At 55.2% G+C, this 17,832-nt stretch carries 11 protein-coding genes; 2 read left to right on the top strand and 9 right to left on the bottom strand.

From position 1 onward, the window contains the following. Positions 1-15: 15 nt before the first annotated feature. The 4 genes from R5H23_RS02850 to R5H23_RS02835 all read right to left on the bottom strand — a co-directional run bounded on the left by R5H23_RS02850 (position 16) and on the right by R5H23_RS02835 (position 8,172). Positions 16-2,190 carry a TonB-dependent receptor gene (locus tag R5H23_RS02850; RefSeq protein ID WP_317214270.1) on the bottom strand — a complete coding sequence of 725 codons (2,175 nt, stop codon included), beginning with the start codon at positions 2,188-2,190 and terminating at the stop codon, positions 16-18. 153 nt (positions 2,191-2,343) lie between these two features. Beyond that, positions 2,344-3,810 carry an efflux transporter outer membrane subunit gene (locus R5H23_RS02845; protein ID WP_317214269.1) on the bottom strand — a complete coding sequence of 489 codons (1,467 nt, stop codon included), beginning with the start codon at positions 3,808-3,810 and terminating at the stop codon, positions 2,344-2,346. Between the two features lie 2 nt (positions 3,811-3,812). After that, on the bottom strand, positions 3,813-4,994 hold the full coding sequence (locus R5H23_RS02840) for an efflux RND transporter periplasmic adaptor subunit (RefSeq protein WP_317214268.1): 1,182 nt from the start codon (positions 4,992-4,994) through the stop codon (positions 3,813-3,815). Beyond that, positions 4,987-8,172 (bottom strand): efflux RND transporter permease subunit, encoded by a 3,186-nt coding sequence (locus tag R5H23_RS02835; RefSeq protein ID WP_317214267.1) that lies wholly within the window; start codon positions 8,170-8,172, stop codon positions 4,987-4,989. The genes R5H23_RS02840 and R5H23_RS02835 overlap by 8 nt, the downstream gene beginning before the upstream one ends. Positions 8,173-8,651: 479 nt before the next feature. Between R5H23_RS02835 and R5H23_RS02830 the strand changes: the two genes are divergently transcribed. Beyond that, positions 8,652-9,557 carry an AraC family transcriptional regulator gene (locus tag R5H23_RS02830; protein WP_064274858.1) on the top strand — a complete coding sequence of 302 codons (906 nt, stop codon included), beginning with the start codon at positions 8,652-8,654 and terminating at the stop codon, positions 9,555-9,557. Between the two features lie 79 nt (positions 9,558-9,636). Here the strand turns inward: R5H23_RS02830 and R5H23_RS02825 are convergent, their stop codons facing one another. From R5H23_RS02825 to R5H23_RS02805, 5 genes are all read right to left on the bottom strand, one after another. After that, the gene (locus R5H23_RS02825; protein WP_317214266.1) at positions 9,637-11,850 is read right to left on the bottom strand and encodes a TonB-dependent siderophore receptor; all 2,214 of its coding nucleotides are present in this window, start codon (positions 11,848-11,850) and stop codon (positions 9,637-9,639) included. Positions 11,851-12,111: 261 nt separating this feature from the next. Next, positions 12,112-12,894 carry an AraC family transcriptional regulator gene (locus tag R5H23_RS02820; RefSeq protein WP_317214265.1) on the bottom strand — a complete coding sequence of 261 codons (783 nt, stop codon included), beginning with the start codon at positions 12,892-12,894 and terminating at the stop codon, positions 12,112-12,114. Between the two features lie 164 nt (positions 12,895-13,058). Beyond that, a complete protein-coding gene (locus R5H23_RS02815; RefSeq protein WP_211501126.1) occupies positions 13,059-13,427 on the bottom strand; it encodes a cupin domain-containing protein in 369 nt (122 codons plus the stop codon). After that, complete coding sequence (locus tag R5H23_RS02810; RefSeq protein ID WP_317214264.1) at positions 13,424-14,623, bottom strand: MFS transporter; 1,200 nt, start codon at positions 14,621-14,623, stop codon at positions 13,424-13,426. The genes R5H23_RS02815 and R5H23_RS02810 overlap by 4 nt, the downstream gene beginning before the upstream one ends. 85 nt (positions 14,624-14,708) lie before the next feature. Further along, positions 14,709-16,784 carry a TonB-dependent receptor domain-containing protein gene (locus tag R5H23_RS02805; RefSeq protein ID WP_317214263.1) on the bottom strand — a complete coding sequence of 692 codons (2,076 nt, stop codon included), beginning with the start codon at positions 16,782-16,784 and terminating at the stop codon, positions 14,709-14,711. A gap of 345 nt (positions 16,785-17,129) precedes the next feature. On the opposite strand from R5H23_RS02805, the gene R5H23_RS02800 reads away from it, so the two are divergent. Further along, positions 17,130-17,801 carry a helix-turn-helix transcriptional regulator gene (locus tag R5H23_RS02800; RefSeq protein ID WP_317214262.1) on the top strand — a complete coding sequence of 224 codons (672 nt, stop codon included), beginning with the start codon at positions 17,130-17,132 and terminating at the stop codon, positions 17,799-17,801. The last annotated feature ends 31 nt before the right edge of the window (positions 17,802-17,832 follow it).

Raw genomic sequence — 17,832 nt, 5'->3', positions numbered from 1 at the left:
AAATCCCTTAAGCGTTCAAAACCCGACCTCAATGCCCACATGCACCGTACGGCCTTGCCCCCAGGAAACACGGAGCGGGGTCCCGGCGGTTGAGACAAAGTAGGCTTTATTGGCCAGATTGACCGCATTGACCTGCAAAGACGTGTCATGGCCCAACAGTCGCCCCGTGTGCCATGACGCGAAGGCATCAACTGTTGTGTAGCTTGGAAGCCAGAAGGTATTGTTCAGATCTCCTGCCCGTCGCCCAACGTACCGAGCACCTGCGCCGATCCGCATAGTCGTCTGAAGCCATGGCAAAGCTGCTTCATAAGTGAGATAGCCACCACCAGTATGCTTGGCCACGTTGGCGACAAGCTTGCCTTCATCAGCAGGCGTGTCACGCAGGATACGCGCATAGGTGAAGGCATAATTGGCCAGAATGTTCCAGTGTTTGTCCAGCTTGCCTGCCACACTGGCCTCCACTCCCTTGGAACCCACCAGGCCCGCCAAACGCTGGAGCGTATTCCCTGTCTCGTCCAGCCCTGCGGACTGCTGTACGTTCTTCTTGTGGATATTGTACAAAGCCACATCCGCCGTCAGGAAACGATCCTGATAGCGCGCACCGACTTCAAACTGCCGGCCCATGGTGGGCTTGTATCCCCCTTCAAGAACGCTGCCAGCATCAAGCTGATTGGGCGTGAAAGACTGGGAATAATCTCCATAGAAAGAGACGCGTTTCCCTAGCTGATACACCAGCGCTACGAACGGCAGAGGCTTGGTGTATGATGCATCGGTTGTCTGCACGTACGGACGGCGACCTCCATACGTGATGTGAAAAAACTGATACCGCACACCGGGTGCTAAAATCAGCCCATGACCCAGATGGATATTGTCTTTGAGGTATCCTGAAGCACTGTTGATGTGCTGCCGCCAGTCACTGTTGCTGTTGTTTATCGGGCCAACAGGCTTGAGCAGCCCATACACAGGATCAGCGGGATAGAACCCACCCTGTCGCGTCCCATCAATGAAAGCGCCCTGATTTTGCTGGCGGTTCTCGTAGTCGGCGCCCACAACAAGATCATGCTTCATACCACACAGGACGTGATTTGAGAGGTAATCTAAAGACGCATAGCCATTGGCACGGATGGTTCCGGTATTGCTTCTATAACGGCGGGTCAGGATGCCCGTAACGGCGTTGTAAGCTGACGGATCAGCCTGCCGATCATGATAATTGTCCCGGTTCCAGCCTCCGGACAGGCGGATGCGGTCATGCTCCGTCAGACGATACTCCATCGTCGTGGCCAGAAGATGCCGTTCGCCAAAGGATTTGGCCCAGCTTTCATCCAACCGCTTTTCTGGACCACTGACCGCTCTTCCATTCGAAAAGACGGCACCGCGGTCTAGCGTATTGTTATATTTCGCCCATTCGTAAGACACATCCGCTGTAAAGCGGCCGCGCTCAAAACGGAGGGACGGTGCCAGCAGCTTCTGCCTGTTAGAGCCAAAATTACGCCAGTAATTCTCATTCTTGTAGGATCCGACAAGCCTGAAGCTCAAACCATGGGTGAGGGGGCCACCCACATCAAAGTGGCCATAACCGCCGCCCAGCGAAGACCATGTCGTCCCGAGATTGGCTCCCCACGTTTTCCGGGGCTGCTTTGTAATGACGTTGATGACGCCACCAGGCTCCTGCATTCCGTAGAAAAGAGACGCTGGCCCTTTCAGCACTTCCACGCGTTCTGTTGTGGCGAGATCGAAGTTCCGACCCGTCGGCATCCGCACACCATTGCGCAGGATCGAACCATCGTCCACGGCTCCGAAACCGCGTTTCATCAGATCATCCTGTGTGCCGCCAAAGTTATTGCCGATGGAAATGCCGGGCACATATTTTGCCACATCCTCCATCGTCTGAGGCGTCATGTCTTCAATGACCTGATGGGTCACAACATTTGTCGTCTGGGTCTGCTGAAGAAATGTTGTCGGAAGCTTGTCCGCTATGCTGCTGGATGTGGCTCCATAGGAATGTGCATCTGCATGAACACGAATATGTTCAGCCTTACCGTGCGATGTGACGGTTTTGGGCTTTTTGTAACGGTCTTCCTTGCTGCTTGATGTGGAAGAGGGCGCGTCATTGGATGAGGCTTCTGCACCAAACCCGCTGAAAACAGATAATCCCGCGCATGCAAAAGCGAGTGTCCTAAGGGCAGCCATCTGATTTTTCCGCAAATGATAATTACTCTCATTTACGTTTGTTACGGAAGGTTTGTCATTGGGAGAGTTATGACAAACGATATCGAACATTTTCGTAAATGGCGGCAAAATCGGGAATTTCGCCGCCAAGGACGGTAGAAAGAGAAGGAAGCGCTACAAAACGTGGTTGATCATGGCGTCCTTACGAGCCGGAAGGGTCTCGTTCCATCCGCCTCCAAGCGCTTTGTAGAGTGTTACCGTATTAGACATCTGCTGAAGATGAGTCGTAATCGCTCCAAGCTGAGCACTATAGAGTGTCCGTTGTGCGACGAGCGTATCAAGATAGGGGTCATAACCCCCTTTAAAACGCGCGAGTGCGAGTTGATACTGGCGGCCACCAGCCTGAACCAAGGCGTTCTGCGCATGCAACTGCTCCAGGTAAGTGCCTCGCCCAGCTAAGGCGTCAGCAACTTCCCGGAATGCAGTTTGCACCGTCTTCTCATACCGTGCGATTTCCTCCTTCTTACGAGCCTTTGCCTGGTGGAGCTCTGCTGTCAGACGCCCGGCGTCAAACAGTGGAAGAGTGATCTGAGGGGCTACGTTCCAGGCACCCATCCCACTTTGGAACAGGCGAGTGATATTGTTGCTCGCCGTACCATTCGCCGCAGTGATCTGGATTTTGGGGAAAAACTCAGCTCGCGCCGCTCCGATATCGTCATTCGCCGCCCGCAAAACCTGCTCTGCCGAAAGGATGTCAGGCCGACGTGCAATCATGTCTGAAGGAAGTCCTTCGGGAACCTCTGGAAAAGGCACCACATCCTCCAGAGCAGCCTTATGTTCCAGATTAGCACGCACAGAAGGCGTCAGAGGTGTGCCAACCAGGAGTTCAAGCTGGTTCATCGCCTGCTCCCGCTGACGGGTGTAGATCTGAAGATTGGCTTCTGCGTCCCGCAGAGCAGCTTCCGCCTCGGCAACATCAAGTTGAGTTCCGGTGCCGACATCGGCTGTCTGCTTGACTAAATCATAAGTGTGACGGCGGTTTGCAAGGACGTTCTGTGTAACCAGAAGGGCCTGATTGTTAGCGACCCAGTTGAGCATTGCTGTCGAAACACTTGCAATGATGCTGAGGCGCATACTCTCACGCCCCAGTTCATCTGCAACATACCGATCAAACGACGCACGAGAGGCGGACCGGATACGTCCCCACAGATCGACCTCATAAGCCGAGACACCAAACCCCACGGCATATTGCCGCATATAGAACGGACCATTCCCCTGTGACAGGCTCCAGATCCTGGAGTTCATCTTCTGAACATTCGCACCCGCCGTCCCATTCAGGGTTGGGAAGAGGGCGGCATTTTCAATGTCGAACTGCGCGCTCGACGCTTCGACCTGATGCTGGGCAATCTGAAGGTCCCGGTTGTTGGCCAGAGCCGTCTCGATCAGCGATTGCAGAACGGGGTCGCGATAAAATGTGCGCCAGTTCTCAAGACTGCCCCCATCCGTAGCCGCCACATCGGCGGCTTTATTGGGCCACGCGGTTGCCATTGGGGCTGCAGGGCGATGATAGTCCGGAATCATCGTGCAGCCGCTCAGCAGGATCGCCAATCCAGCCGTAAGAGTTGTGGTGGAAGAACGCATCTTCACGCTCCCTTCGATCCATTCACATCATGCGGTGCAACCTGACGGCCATCTGTCAAAGCCGAGGGAGGATGCATGATCAGGCGGCTTCCTTCAGCCAAACCGGTTTGGATCTCAATCCGATCTCCATAGTCCCGGCCAACAGTCACCTTATGAAGACGCAGTCGGTTCCCGTCTTCGACAGTGGCCACGGACAGGCCGTCCGCATTGTAAATCAGTGATTCCGTTGGAATCAGCAGGGTCGGGGCAGGGCGTGGCAAGTCAAAATGAATGGAGCCATACACACCGGAGGCAAGCTTTCCGTCACGATTATCCAGCTCGATTTCAACTGGCAGCATCCGGCTCTCACGTTCCAGCGCATGGCCTGTCCGTGTGACGGTGCCTGCAAAGCTTTCTCCCGGATGATCCGGTACAGTCAGACTGACAGGTGTACCCGTCTGCACTGTGCCGGCCTCCTCCTGTGGCACATGCACGCGAACACGCAGTCTATCCGTGCGAGCGATCACAAACAGCGGGACTGACTGAGCACTATCCGCACTCACCAGATCGCCAACTTCCACGTTCCGCACGGTCACAACACCATCGAAAGGGGCCGTCACAGTCGTGTAGGCGCGTCGTTGTGCGCTTTCCGCCAGGGCCGCATCAGCGGCCGCACGTGCAGCATTCTGAGCCTGCTGGGTAATGCGATCCGTATCGAAGTTCTGCTTACTCACCGCGCCACCACCAACGAGGCCGCCAGAGCGCCTTGCCGTAACACGGGCGAGATCCAGATTGGCGCGAGCCTGTTCGGCCGCGGCCTTGGCGCGTGCTTCCTGTCGATCCAGCTCTGGCGCATGAATAATGGCCAGAACGTCTCCCGCTTTCACACGAGTGCCGATATCAACGCGCCGTTCGGCAATATATCCTGATGCCCGCGCACCAATTGCCGCCGTCTCGAGAGGAGCGGTTTCTCCAGGAAGATCAAGAGAGATCGGCTTCGTCTCTCTATGAGCAATCATGAAGCTGACATCCGGCGTCTGGCTCTGACGCGTCTCAGCGAGAGCACGAACCGCGATGCCGCGTTCACTATGCGCGTAGATCCCGTAGCCGAGCAGCAGGATAGCTCCCAGGCCAATCAACGGCACGATGGGCGGCCCACGACGTTCTTCACGGACGCCGGTCGAGGATAAAACGGGTTCAGACATGACTGTATTCCTCAAGAATGCGGCTTTCTCGTTTTCTCAGGCGTGTGTAGAGCCAAGGCACAATGAAGAGCGTGGCGCAGGTGCCCATCATCAGGCCGCCAATCACGGCGCGTCCGAGCGGGGCGTTCTGCTCGCCGCCATCACCGAGCCCCAGAGACATGGGTAACATGCCGATGATCATTGCGAGTGACGTCATCAGAATGGGGCGCAGGCGTGCCTGTCCGGCAGCGACGGCGGCTTCGACGGCACTCAAGCCCTCAGCACGTCTTTCCTTGGCAAAGGTTACAAGCAGGATCGAATTGGCGCTGGCCACACCGACACTCATGATCGCCCCCATGAGGGAAGGAACCGAGAACGTTGTTCCTGTAACGAACAGCATGAACACGATCCCGCACATGGCGCCGGGAAGGCCAAGGACGACCACGAACGGGTCCATGAAGGACTGGAAGTTCACGACCATCAGAAGATAGACCGCAATCGCTGCAACCATCAGGCCGATACCCAGCCGGGTAAAGGCAGAATGCATGCTTTCGATCTGCCCTTGAACGGTGATCACATTGCCTGGTGAAAGCTCTCCCCGATGGCGCGCAATGACCCGGTCAATGTCTCGGGCAATGCTCCCCAGATCACGCCCCTCCGCACTTGCATCGACATCGAGTGTCGGCTGGATATTGCTGTGTGAAATGACGTTCTGTGCCGTGCCGCGCTTGATGGTTGCGACGTTGCTCAGCAGAGCCGAGGAGTGCTGTGACCCGAGTGCGGAGGCAATGACGGTGTTGCGAAGATCACCCAGATTGTTGACCCGATACTGCGGCGTCTGCACTGCCAGCGGGTACTGGATGCCCGTTGCCGGATCGACCCAGAAATTCGGGGTTACAGTATTGGAGGACGCCAGTGACACCATCACGTTGCGCGCAACGTCATTGAGCGTCAGGCCGAGGTCCAGAGCGCGCTCACGATCAATCGCAATCGCCAGTTCTGGGGCTGCAATCTGCTGGTGCAGATGGACGTCCACCAGGCCGGGAATGCAGGAGACTTCCTGACGGACTTCCTGCATGACCTTTCGGTTATTGGCCGCGTCATAACCCGAAATGCGGATATCCACCTGCGCGGGAAGCCCGAAATTCAGGATCTGGGTCACGATGTCGGCCGGCTGGAAATAGAATACGCTGTCCGGGAAGCGGCGCGCCAGTTCGGTCCGCAGTTTACGGATATAGTCGGCGGTTGGACGATGCCCTTCCTTCAGCTCCACCATGATCTGACCGTCATTTGGTCCAACGGTCGTGCCGTCGTCGAAAGGCATGGAATACCGGAATGGTACGCCCATGTTATCGAGGACCAATGACCGTTCATGCTCGGGTACGACCTCACGGATGACGTCTTCAACCTGATCGAACAGGCGTTCCGTGCTTTCGATACGCGTTCCTTCCGGCGCGCGGACATGGAGCTTGAATTCGCCGGCATCAATCGTGGGGAAGAAATCCTGCCCGACCTGAGTTGCGAGGAAACCGGCTGCCAGAACGGTAACACCTGCAAGTGCAGGAACTTTCCAGCCACTTTCGATGAGGCCATGTAACTGACGGACGTAGCCATCCCGCAGCCGGTTGAAGCGCCGATCAAAAGTCATGCCGAACCGGGTAATGACATCAGGTGGCAGCCCGGCATCGCGTCGTCGTATGGTTTGCCGTTCTTCAGACCGTAGAAGAATAGCTGCGAAGATTGGCACCAGTGTCCGGCTGATCGCATAGGAGGCGAGCATGGCGTACACAACAGCAAGGGCCATCGGTGTGAACAGGAAGCGGGACGGGCCGACAAGGAACTCTACCGACACAAATACGCTGGAGATGGCCAGTGTCGACACCAGTGTTGGCAGTGCGATTTCCGACGCGCCGTTGAGCACAGCCTGTCGCAGTTCTGTTCCTTCATGGCGGATGCGATGGATATTTTCGATCGTTACAGTCGCATCATCCACCAGAATACCGACGGCGAGAGCCAAACCACCCAAGGTCATCAGATTCAGTGTCTGGCCAGTCCAGGACAGCACGGCAATCGAAGACAGGATGGCCAGCGGGATGGAGACGGCAACAATAATGGTCGAACGCCAGCTTGCAAGAAACGCAAGGATCATGGCCGCTGTCAGCAGGCCGGCGATGACAGCTTCAGATGCCACTCCGGTAATTGCCGCTTTGACGAACAGGGACTGGTCAAACAGTTCCTCGATCTTCATGCCCGCCGGAGCTGCTGCCCGCGTGACAGGAAGAACCTGATTACGAATGGCGTTTACAACACTCAGCGTCGAGGCATTTCCGGCCTTCATGATTGAGAGCAGCACGGAGCGGCGTCCTTCGCGGCGCACCACATTCTGCTGCACGGCCGTTCCATCACGGACCTGCGCAACATCGGCAATACGCACGATGGCACCTGTCTTGGGGTCACGCTTGAGGGGAACATCGTTCAGGCGCGCTGCGACGTCTGGCATGCCGTTCATACGCACGTCGTATTGAGTGGCGCCGAATTTCACTGTTCCGCCGGGCAGCGTCAGGTTCTGCACGTTGATGGCATTGGAAACATCCAGCGGCGTCAGGCCGACACCCGCCAGCTTGGTCTCATCAATATCCACCATGACCTGACGGATCTTTCCGCCATAGGGCGGGGGTAGCATCGTGCCGGGAATGGGAGCAAGCTGCTGACGGATGCGGTAAATGCCATAGTCATACAGTTCGCTTTCCGTCAGCTTCTCCGAAGAGAGGGAAAGCTGGAGAACCGGCACACTGGAAGCACTGTACTGCATGATGATGGGCGGCTGAATGCCCGGTGGCAGCAGGGCGCGGATTGAGTTTGTAGCCGAAACGGTCTGTGCGACCGCAAGGTCCACGTTTACGCCGGGCTGAAAATACAGCTTTTGCAGGACCAGCCCCGGTGTCGTCTGGCTTTCGATGGTCCGCAGATTGTTGACGAAGAAGCTTTCGGAAAACTCCGTATAAGTGCTGATCCGCTTCTCGGTCTCGGCTGCATCCAGGCCGTCATAATACCAGACGACGGTGACGACCGGGATATCGATGTTCGGAAACACATCGGTAGGCGTTCTGAAGACGGCCGTGATGCCCAGAAGCAGGATGAGTACCCCTGCGACAAGGAACGTGTAAGGCCGTCGTAGCGCAAAGGCGACGATCCCCATTGAATATCTCTGTTCAGATGGCTTTGGAGCACGGAACCCGCACCCCGCTTGTCCGGCACAATCCATGTGCGGACAAATCGGCAAGCTTTTCGCCATGGCATGATGCCGCGCCGCGTTTGCCGTCTTCTCACCGGAAACGAAGTTCTCAGGGAAGGAGCATAACCGCCGCGGAAGGCTTGGGCGGATCATGCAACTTCGCGCGCAACATCCGGTAGAGCAATCCAATCAGATGATTGCACAATCCTGCCATATCGAGCTGTAGGCAAGGACGTGAAATAAAGGCAACTGCCCCTAAAACGCCATCAAAAGTGGGTGGAGTGCCATAATGAATTAGAACGAAACTTCAAAAAGATGCCTGATTCGATCATATGCTTGCACAATCCGACCAAAGTCTCACACTACCCTTCTGGGCGGATCAGGCATGCCCCTAAATGTGCAATACCCAAACGACTGACTGAAAAAATCGGAAATTTCGCTTCATGCAGGATATTCTGTCACGGCTTCGAGACACGATCGACCGCCATTGCGTCGAACCAACGACCCGCTCGGTTGTGCCGGGCCTGCTGCTCTTTCGTGCCGATGCCCCCACGACACCAATGGATGTGGTGTACGAGCCCCGCTTCTGTGTGATCGTCCAGGGGTCAAAACAGGTCATGCTGTGTGACAAGGTCTTCGATTATGATGCCAGCAAGTATCTCGTAACGGCCGTTGACCTTCCCGTTACCGGGCAGGTGACACAAGCCACGCATGAAAAGCCCTATCTGGCGCTCTGCCTGGCTCTGGATCCTGCGCAAATTGCTGATTTGCTACTCGAAATGAAGGATGCCTTTCCTACAAACGGAACGACATGCCCATCCTGCATGACGGTCAGTGCACTCACCCATGAAATCCTGGATCCAGTGACCCGCCTCGTAGGGCTGTTGGAAAACCCGGAAGATATTCCCATTCTTCAGCCCGCCATCCTCCGCGAACTGCTGTATCGGTTGTTGCAGGGGCCTCAAGGCTATGTTCTGCGGCAGATTGCCACTGCGGGAACAAATCTCTCCCAGCTCAATCGGGCAATCGGCTGGATACGAACGCATTATGCAGAATCTTTCGACATTGCATCTGTTGCGAAAATTGCCGGGATGAGCCCGTCATCATTTCATCGGCATTTCCGGGCAGCCACGATGATGAGTCCCTTGCAGTATCGCACGCGTCTTCGCCTTCAGGAGGCGCGCCGCAGGCTGCTCAGTGCCACGGTCGATGCTGCTGAGGCCGGATTTGCGGTCGGGTACGACAGCCCGTCCCAATTCAGTAGAGAGTACCGGCGCATGTTTGGGGTTCCTCCCGCACGGGACGCGCAACGCCTTAAATATGCGGGAGACGGAATGCTTCCAGCCTAACGAGAAGGCTTAACACATGACGGTATGAGCCTCTTGAAAGGGCTTGCCAGAAACTATTCTGGCAAGCTTTTCGTAAAAATTACCAGCTATACCCTATGCTGGCCTGAGCATTGCGGCGCTCGCCGTAGTAGCAATATTGTCCGTCGGCACCGTAAGCGAAACAGTTCGCGATATATTTCTTGTCAAAGAGATTGCGAACGCTTGCAGAGGCTTTCCAGCCGTGAAGCGAATGGGACATGTTCGCCAGATCATAGCTCACGGACGCATCGAAGAGAGCATATTGGGGAAGCCAGACGCTGCCATATGTTGCTTCGCCACCGTAGGTTTTCGCTGAATAGCGCATACCACCACCAAATCCGAACCCCTTCAGCGGCCCGGAGGGCATTGTGTAGAACGCGAAGAGGGAGGCATTCCCTTTTCCAGACTGGATCAATGGCTTCCCGGTCGAATCATCCTTGATCTTCTGGAAACTCACTGCGGCTGTCAGCATGAGGTTACGGAACGGCTCGGCATGGGCTTCAAATTCGAAACCGTCCGAGTGAACAAGTCCGCTCTGCACACTGTACCCTGTGTTCGCAACCGAGACGAGCACGTTGCTCTGCTCGATATGGAATCCCGCTGCGGTCAGCAGGATGGATGTTCCAGGAAGCTGATATTTCACGCCACCCTCAAGCTGCTTGCCCATAGACGGATTGGCCTGGCGAACGGTCGCACCGCCATCGTTGGAAACAGAGCCTGACTGCGGCTGAAAGGACGTTGAATAGCTGATGTAAGGTGAGAGGCCGAAGTCAAAGTGATAAAGACCGGAAGCACGCCATGTAACCTGGCTTGAACTCTGGCGGCTGTCAGAAGGTGTCAGAGACTCAACCTGATGCGAGCGATACCAGTCATTGCGAATACTTCCCGTAAGGATCAGCCGATGCCAGCGGATTTCATCCTGACCATACGCGCCGATCTGATGAGAATGCGTGACATAGTTCAGATACGGGGACAGGTCCGGAATGACCATGTGATAATCGGGATGAAGCACATCCAGATCCGGAGCATCGCCATAGGCTTCTGTGTCATTGGCCTTCTGCTGCATATAGTCAAAGCCGAACATCAGGGCATGTCGCAACGGGCCAGTGCGGACGCGACCTTTGACCTGGCTGTCAAACGCCAGATTATAGGTGTGTTCGTGCGTTCCATATGCAGAGCGGGACAGCATCTGCCCACTCGTACCGTCATCGCTGTCATAGTAACCATTGTTATACACGCTGCGATAGATGGTCTTGATATCATCGTAGCGGCCACGCGTGCTGAAGCTCCAGTCATCATTGAAGCGATGATTGAAAATATAGGTAATTGCGCCCTGTTTGCGGTTGAATTTTTCTGATGGGACATCCCCGTCATAGAAATTCCGGGGCAGGTAGCCATAGGAAGCACGCTTGAGCGACCCAATCAGCGGCACGCCGCCATAAGAGCCACTCTCAGGATCGTACTGGTAATTACCCAGCAGGGTGAGGGTGGTTGGGCCGTCGCCTCCAAAGGTAAAGGCCGGGCTAATGCTGAAGCGTCGGCTACCGGTTCTGCTGAGCTGGGTATGCTGGCCGTTTACTGTGCCATAAAGCCGGTAGCGAACAAGACCGTCCTTGGTCGCAAATCCGCCGACGTCAGCATCCACACGATATAGATCGAACATGCCGCCAGTTGTATTGACGCTACCATAAAACCGCTGATCCGTCGGCAGCTTGCTGGATAACGCCGTCAGACCACCTGGGCTGGACTGCCCATACAGCGCAGAAGCCGGTCCTTTAAGCAGCTCAACGCGGTCAAGCCGGAAGGTATCCGTCTGGGCAACGGCAAAGCCGGTCGGGCTGTCCTGAAACTTCAGTCCATCCAGAAAAGTCGGCACTGTAAAGCCGCGAAGATCGAAGAGATCATAGCGAGTGCCTTCACCACCCCGCGTATCCGCTGTAACGCCTGCTGCGTACCGCACGGCCTGATTCAGTGTCAGAACACCGCGTGCATCCATTTCGTCACGGGTGATGACGGTGACGGACTGCGCGGTTTCAACAAGAGGTGTGTTTGTTTTTGTAGCGGAAGAGGCAATGGTTGAAGACTTGCGAGCATGAACCTCAACCCGTTCAACCCTTGCGCTCCGTGCTTTGGCATTGTCAGCGCTTGCTTGAGCCGGGGCAGGTGCCTCAGACTGCTGCGGATCATTGGCTTTATTCTCCTGCTCAGCCGCGAAAGACGTATCGCTCAAAATGAGGGAGAAAAGAACCGTGTAAACTATCCTGCTGCGCTGCATACCCAACTCATTTCGTTACCGGCTCGTGCTGGTTGCGAGGCAGAGACCGGCTTGATTGTTAAGAATGATACTTAATTGCGCTCCTAGACATCTTCGGAAACAGCTTCAAGCAGCCAGCGCGCAGTTGGCCCAAACGCAACTGAATAAGGCCCGATCACTGGTAACAGGTCACTTTCAGAGCGGAAAAGAAACGGTTTGTTACCGATTTTTGACTGTGGAGGAGAGGAAGGCTCGACCAATCAGGTGTGGTAACCCGATGCTTTATAGCCGCGCAGCCATAGGCGAGTTGGCTCTCAACTCGCGGGGGGAAACACCAAAGGTTCTATGAAACATACTGCTGAAGCTACTGGCATTATCGTAGCCTAGATCGAAGGCGACTTCGGCAATCGATTGGCCCGTCGCAATTCGGGAAGCGGCTTCCACAACCCGTACTCTCCGGCGCCATGCCGCAAAGCCCATACCCATTTGAGACTGAAAGAGGCGGGTAAAAGTGCGCCGTGCCATACCGGCTTCGCGCGCCCAGTGATCGATGTCGCGACAATCTCCCGGCTTGGCGATAATCGCTTCACAGACCCGCCGCATCCGAGGGTCGGCAGGAAGAAGCACGCGTTCGGCGAGCCGTGGTGCGCGTTCCACTTCATCGATGAGAAGCCCGGCAATCGTTGACATGCGGCTGTCCATGGCAAACTCAAAGCTCATGGCAATGATCTCGTCCATCAGGCCCCGTATCAAAGAAGATGCATCAAACATCTTGCATGGAAGCGTGCCCGCGCCGGGAAAATCAGGATCAACATAGATGACCTGAAACGACAGGTCGGTGCGGCAGGTTGCTTGATGCAGCGTGTGGGCAGGAAGCCAGAGCCCTTGCCCCGGACGAAGGACGAAGCTTTCCTCATGTGTAGTGACTGTCACACTCCCTGCCATGAACACAGATAGCTGTGCCCGCTCATGTGTGTGGAAGCCATCTACGAAACTGCCGGCATAATAATCTGCAAAACCGACGACGGGAGGTGGGTTTGCAGGTAAATCGGCGGAACGCTTCATAGTGTTATGATCTGGGCCGGTCTTTGCGAGAGCATCTTTCGCAAAGACCGGCCACGGCTCCCCTGACGCTGGACGTACGAATTGGCAGTGGCGGCAAAAATGTCTGATCAAGAACATGCCGCCAGAACGTGAATGCCTATTTGTCCGTCGTCGTCAGACTTTTATCAAGAGGCGGCATGATGGCGGTTACCCTCATGGTTGGTAATGAACATCAGAGTGACCGAAACGGGCGCATCCTGCCGATGCCAGGTCTTTCCCGGAACAACCAGAACGTCACCCTTGCTGGCCGTAGAACTGACCTCGCCCTGTTCTGTTCGAAGTGTCAGCGTAGTTTCTCCTTCGACCACAAGAAGAAATTCATCGTTTGGATGCTCTTCCCAAGGGGTTGAACCTTTGAAACGCAGTAGTCCCACGTCGTGAGTTCCAAAAGGGAAAAGCATCTTCAACCCGTTTGTGGAAACCGTTTCTGTCTTTTTACCAATATCAATAAGCGACAGATCGGCAGCTTCTTTGGGGAGATTGAATATCGTCATGAATGTCTCATGTGTTTGAAAGATTGTTTGGAAGGCTCAGTGTTCTCACATAAGCCTGCGAGTTTTCTGGCCGCCGTCACGACAAGCAGCAGCGTGAATGCGCCAGCGATCCAGGCCACCAGAAACGTTCTGCTGTATCCGATGACTGAGGCCAAAGGCGCAATCGACAGGCCTGCGAGGACGTTCGCCAGACTTTCTCCACACTGAAGAACGCTGTAGTCCGTTCCTGGCCGTTCTTCTGAAGACCAGTTCATCAGTGTGGCCCAGACGGAGACGTAAAAGCCTCCATCAAGGAAGTTTTCTATGCCAAGACCGGCATAAAGAAGTACTGGCGTTGCCATCCCCCCGGCCTGCAGACATACCAACGTTCCAAGCAGCAAAGTGGATGGCCAGATGAGCAGCGCAACAGCGCGACGGCAGCCCAAAAACCTGACCGCTGGGAAGCCAATAACTGCGCTACCGAGGGCGCCACAGATGATGTTGGACATCTGAAGTGTTCCGGCAAAATCCAGACTGAAAGATCGGTCCATCAGCCAGGGCTGGAGCAGCATCGCGAGCGCTGAACTTGCAAATTTGAAGGTAAGCGCCATCAAAAGCGCCCACCGAAAACCCGGCTGCCGGAAAAGATCCACAAGGCGAGAGGGCTTCTGGAATACCCTGCTAGGCTCGATGCCAGCTCTTAATGGCAGAAGTGCGAGCCACAGGACGAAGAGTTCACATGCCATGCCCCACATCGCACCGGACCAGCCAAGCCGCTCGTAGATGAAGAGTGATCCTGCACCACCAACCACCATGCCCAGAAGAAATGAAATGACCTGTAAGGCATTCGCCAGCCCTGCGTTGCGCCCCTTCATATGTGAAACGGCGCACGCATTCGTAAAAATGTCCTGAGTGGCAAAAATCGTGTTCAGAAGCAGAATGCCTGACAGAGCCAACAGAAAGTGATGCTCAGGTGAGGCAAAGCCCAGAAGCAGGCAGACCATGACCGCTGACATATGCGTCCATAAGGCGAGGGCTCCATAGCCCCATCGTTTGCCAGCATTGTCAGCAATACCGGACCAGAAGCATTTCAGCGCCCACGGCAGAAACACCAGTCCTGTCAGGCCGATATCCTTCAATGGCGTCCCGCTGTTGCGCAAAATGGTTGAAAATGCGTTGAAAGCCAGTCCCGCAGGGATACCCTGCGAGCCATACATGAGCCCGATTGCCAGAAGCCGCGTTAAGATTGTTGTCCTAGTTTCAGAGTGGTCACTCCGACAGAGATAGGATGCACTCTTCATGTCAGAAATTTACCCCAACACGGAAGCCAAGCTGACGCGGGTTGGCGGCCACGACGTACCCACCCGACAGGCCACGCGTAAAATAGCTCGAATTGGTTAGATTATGGCCGTAAAGCGCGACATTCCAATGCTTCCAGCGCTTCTCGATTTGCGCATCCACCAGGATGTAGGGTGCATTCTGAATACTGCTACTGGGATAGAGGGTTGTTCGTCCACGCCTGACCACGCTGGCATTGACGGTCCATCCCGGAACGGGATGCCATTCGCCTGAAAAACCGAAATTACTCCGCGGAGTGCCAGCCATCTGTTTGCCGCTATAATCTGAGCCACCAAAGACGAAGCGATCATATGCGGCGTAGGTCAACCCAAGGAACGCGTTAAGCTGAAGTGTATTGAGTGGCTTCCAGTGTGCAGTTGCTTCCACCCCTCGTGAGTGGGCGGTACCGGCAGTCCCGATAAGGGATTCTCCTGCACCATTGGTGGCCGAGACCTGCAAATTTGAGAGGAAATTCGCAAATCCGGTTGCCTCTACGGACCACCGACCGGTGAGATCTCCAAGGCGGTACCCCAGTTCCAGATTATTGCCGTAACTGGAAGCATACGGCGCCGAGACGGTACTGCTGTAGGAACCGTAAGGGCTATAATTTGGCGGCAGGAAAGAGCGGGAGTAGCTCAGCCAGCCAAACTGGCTCAATTGACCGGAAGGCTGAGGATTATACTCGAGTTTAAGGCCCGGAAGGGGAGCGGTCTTGGAGAGTGTCTGACGAGGAAGACTGTCCTGCATGCTATACGCATAAGGCGTGTCCCCGCTCATGGAGCTTGTCCAGTTGCTGAGCGAACTATCGACATGCTCGATACGTAGCGATGGCACAAGGCGCCAGCTCTTCGAGAAATGCCACCCTAGTTCCCCCATAAAGGCAACGTTGGCTGTTCCCAATGTCGCAGTTGTGCGGCTGTCATAATAGGGCGTCATGTCAAAGGTATAGGGTGCCCAACGCTTAGCCTGCTGCCCGTAAATCCCGCCTTTCCAGTCCAGTGTTCCTGAACTCCCGGAGAGCATGACAGACCCGCCAATCTGGCGTGTTGGTAGCGTGAAGCCAGAGTTGGCAGAGAAGACAGAGTAGGGGTTGCTATAACGCCAGTCGGTAGAGGCTCCCCCGAACGTAACGTCCAAAATCAGGCGCTGACTGAAGCGTCGATGATATTGTGCTGAGCCAATGAGGTATTCGGTATCATTTACGCCTTCCGACGTGTTGTAAGAGACATGGTTCCGGGCATGTTGCGGCGTTTCGAAGAAGTCGTTACCGCCATGGTTCAACATATGGTGCAGGCTAAAGCGCCATTCTCCGCCAGCACTATCCTTATGCAGCAGTTTGATGCGGCCAAACCAGCCATGCCAGCCGCCAGTATCTCGACGGTCCAGAGCTCGATTGTGAATGTAACCATCGGCAGTTTCTCCTCCCACGGAAAGGCGGAGGCTGGTGGATGCATCAACCGGAAGGTCGCCAGAAAATGTCGCTCTTTTGCGATTTCCCGTTCCGTACTCGAAGTCCAATGCCCCGCCGAGACGATTTCCAGGGTCTCGCGACTGCGCAGAAACCATGCCCCCAAATGCATTGATCCCTTCTGTCAACTGGGGGCCGCGCATGACATCCACATTGCTGAAATCAAACATCTGCCCCATGGCAAAGCTGGGAACAGGTATGCCGTCGATCAGGACGGGTGTGTAAAGAACCGGCCCTTCATCCTCCGTGCCGCCAAGTCCTCGTACCATCAGAACCGGATTGTTGGGCGTTGTATTGGTGAATGACAGGTTCGGGTCACGTTCGGCAATGTCCCCCAAAGTCTGCATTCTGTATGCCTGAATGTCCTGTGCAGACAGATGTGTTGTGCTCGTGGGGTTCACGAAAGCGGCGCGCTTACCCCAGACGGTCAGGGCCTCTTTTGCAGAGATGCAGGATGTCTCCGGGCTATCGTCGCCGGGCTTGTGAGTGCACTTCACCGCAGGGGATGCGGCCGCCCATCCAGGGACAGGTAATGCCGTCAGCGCCGTACAGACGAAAGCCAGTGAACTCACGCTCCGCAAACGGACGCTGCTCCTGAGCCATGGAAGGGAGAGGTTTTCTTTCATGGATCTGGATGATAATAATTCTCATTATCTCCGCTACCCGGATCAGTCTGTTTACCCCGATCGGACAGGAAAGACCGCGCTGTGATGGCAGAAGTCAGCTCAACTCAGGTTCATCAACCACACCCCGACCGGGTAGCAGGCACATCTCTGTTGCATCCGCATTCCTGCGGATTTGCTGGTGGCCTTCTCACAAGTGGGTTTCTGGCTTCCGAGGCGGGGGCGTTGAATGGCTATTTTGATGAACCAGGATCAACCACCCGCTGTACTGTCATCCTCTCAGGGGCATGCAGTATGAAGGCAGCCGGTCAGGTGCATCATTTTCAGGCCTGCGATCTTATTATGGCGCGCACCTCCGCTGAGTCTTTCACCTTCGAGAACAGTGCTGAATTCTCGGCTCTTGAAATTCACGTACCATCGCCACTGCTGGAGCAGATGCAAATCGAGCACCTCCCCAAAATTCAGAGGCGATCTCTCGAACTTCAGGATCCGGCTCTGAAAACAGCCAAACAACTCTTTGGCTATTTACGAACTATTCCTGCCGCACATTCCCCTGCAGCTCTCGTGGGGTACGGCTTGGCAATGACGATGCTAGGATATGCGTTTACGACGCAGAAAACAGCTCGTTCTCAGTTAACGGCCAAAACAATCCATGGATTGGAAAATGCTCGTAACGCGCTTCTGGCGCGTCTTGACCAAGCTCCGACAATCCCACAGCTTGCGGCACTCTGCGACCTTAGTCCCACGCGTTTTAAAGAACTGTTCAGCCGACAGTACGGCTGCGGGCCCTATACGCTGTATCAATCCCATCGGATGGAATACGCACGAAGCCTTTTAGAGCGTTTGAACGTAACAGAAACGGCGATGGAACTTGGATACAGCAACGTCAGTCATTTCAGCGCTGCTTTTCAGAGAAAATTTGGCTATCTGCCAAGTAGAGTGAAGCAGCTGCATTCTTGCAAATAAAGAATGTCATCTTCGACTTGCACGAAACTGA

The sequence above is a fragment of the Gluconobacter sp. GP1 genome (genome assembly GCF_032913585.1).
Taxonomy (GTDB): Bacteria; Pseudomonadota; Alphaproteobacteria; order Acetobacterales; family Acetobacteraceae; genus Gluconobacter; species Gluconobacter cerinus.
The sequence above is the reverse complement of the archived record's forward strand: the minus strand, read 5'-3'. Positions and strand labels throughout refer to the sequence as shown.

Excerpts from the sequence above, each read along its gene's own strand:
- R5H23_RS02850 (WP_317214270.1), bottom strand. The coding sequence starts at position 2,190 with ATGGCTGCCCTTAGGACACTCGCTTTTGCATGCGCGGGATTATCTGTT.
- R5H23_RS02845 (WP_317214269.1), bottom strand. The coding sequence starts at position 3,810 with ATGCGTTCTTCCACCACAACTCTTACGGCTGGATTGGCGATCCTGCTG.
- R5H23_RS02840 (WP_317214268.1), bottom strand. The coding sequence starts at position 4,994 with ATGTCTGAACCCGTTTTATCCTCGACCGGCGTCCGTGAAGAACGTCGT.
- R5H23_RS02835 (WP_317214267.1), bottom strand. The coding sequence starts at position 8,172 with ATGGGGATCGTCGCCTTTGCGCTACGACGGCCTTACACGTTCCTTGTC.
- R5H23_RS02830 (WP_064274858.1), top strand. The coding sequence starts at position 8,652 with ATGCAGGATATTCTGTCACGGCTTCGAGACACGATCGACCGCCATTGC.
- R5H23_RS02825 (WP_317214266.1), bottom strand. The coding sequence starts at position 11,850 with ATGCAGCGCAGCAGGATAGTTTACACGGTTCTTTTCTCCCTCATTTTG.
- R5H23_RS02820 (WP_317214265.1), bottom strand. The coding sequence starts at position 12,894 with ATGAAGCGTTCCGCCGATTTACCTGCAAACCCACCTCCCGTCGTCGGT.
- R5H23_RS02815 (WP_211501126.1), bottom strand. The coding sequence starts at position 13,427 with ATGACGATATTCAATCTCCCCAAAGAAGCTGCCGATCTGTCGCTTATT.
- R5H23_RS02810 (WP_317214264.1), bottom strand. The coding sequence starts at position 14,623 with ATGTATGGCTCGCAGGGTATCCCTGCGGGACTGGCTTTCAACGCATTT.
- R5H23_RS02800 (WP_317214262.1), top strand. The coding sequence starts at position 17,130 with ATGAAGGCAGCCGGTCAGGTGCATCATTTTCAGGCCTGCGATCTTATT.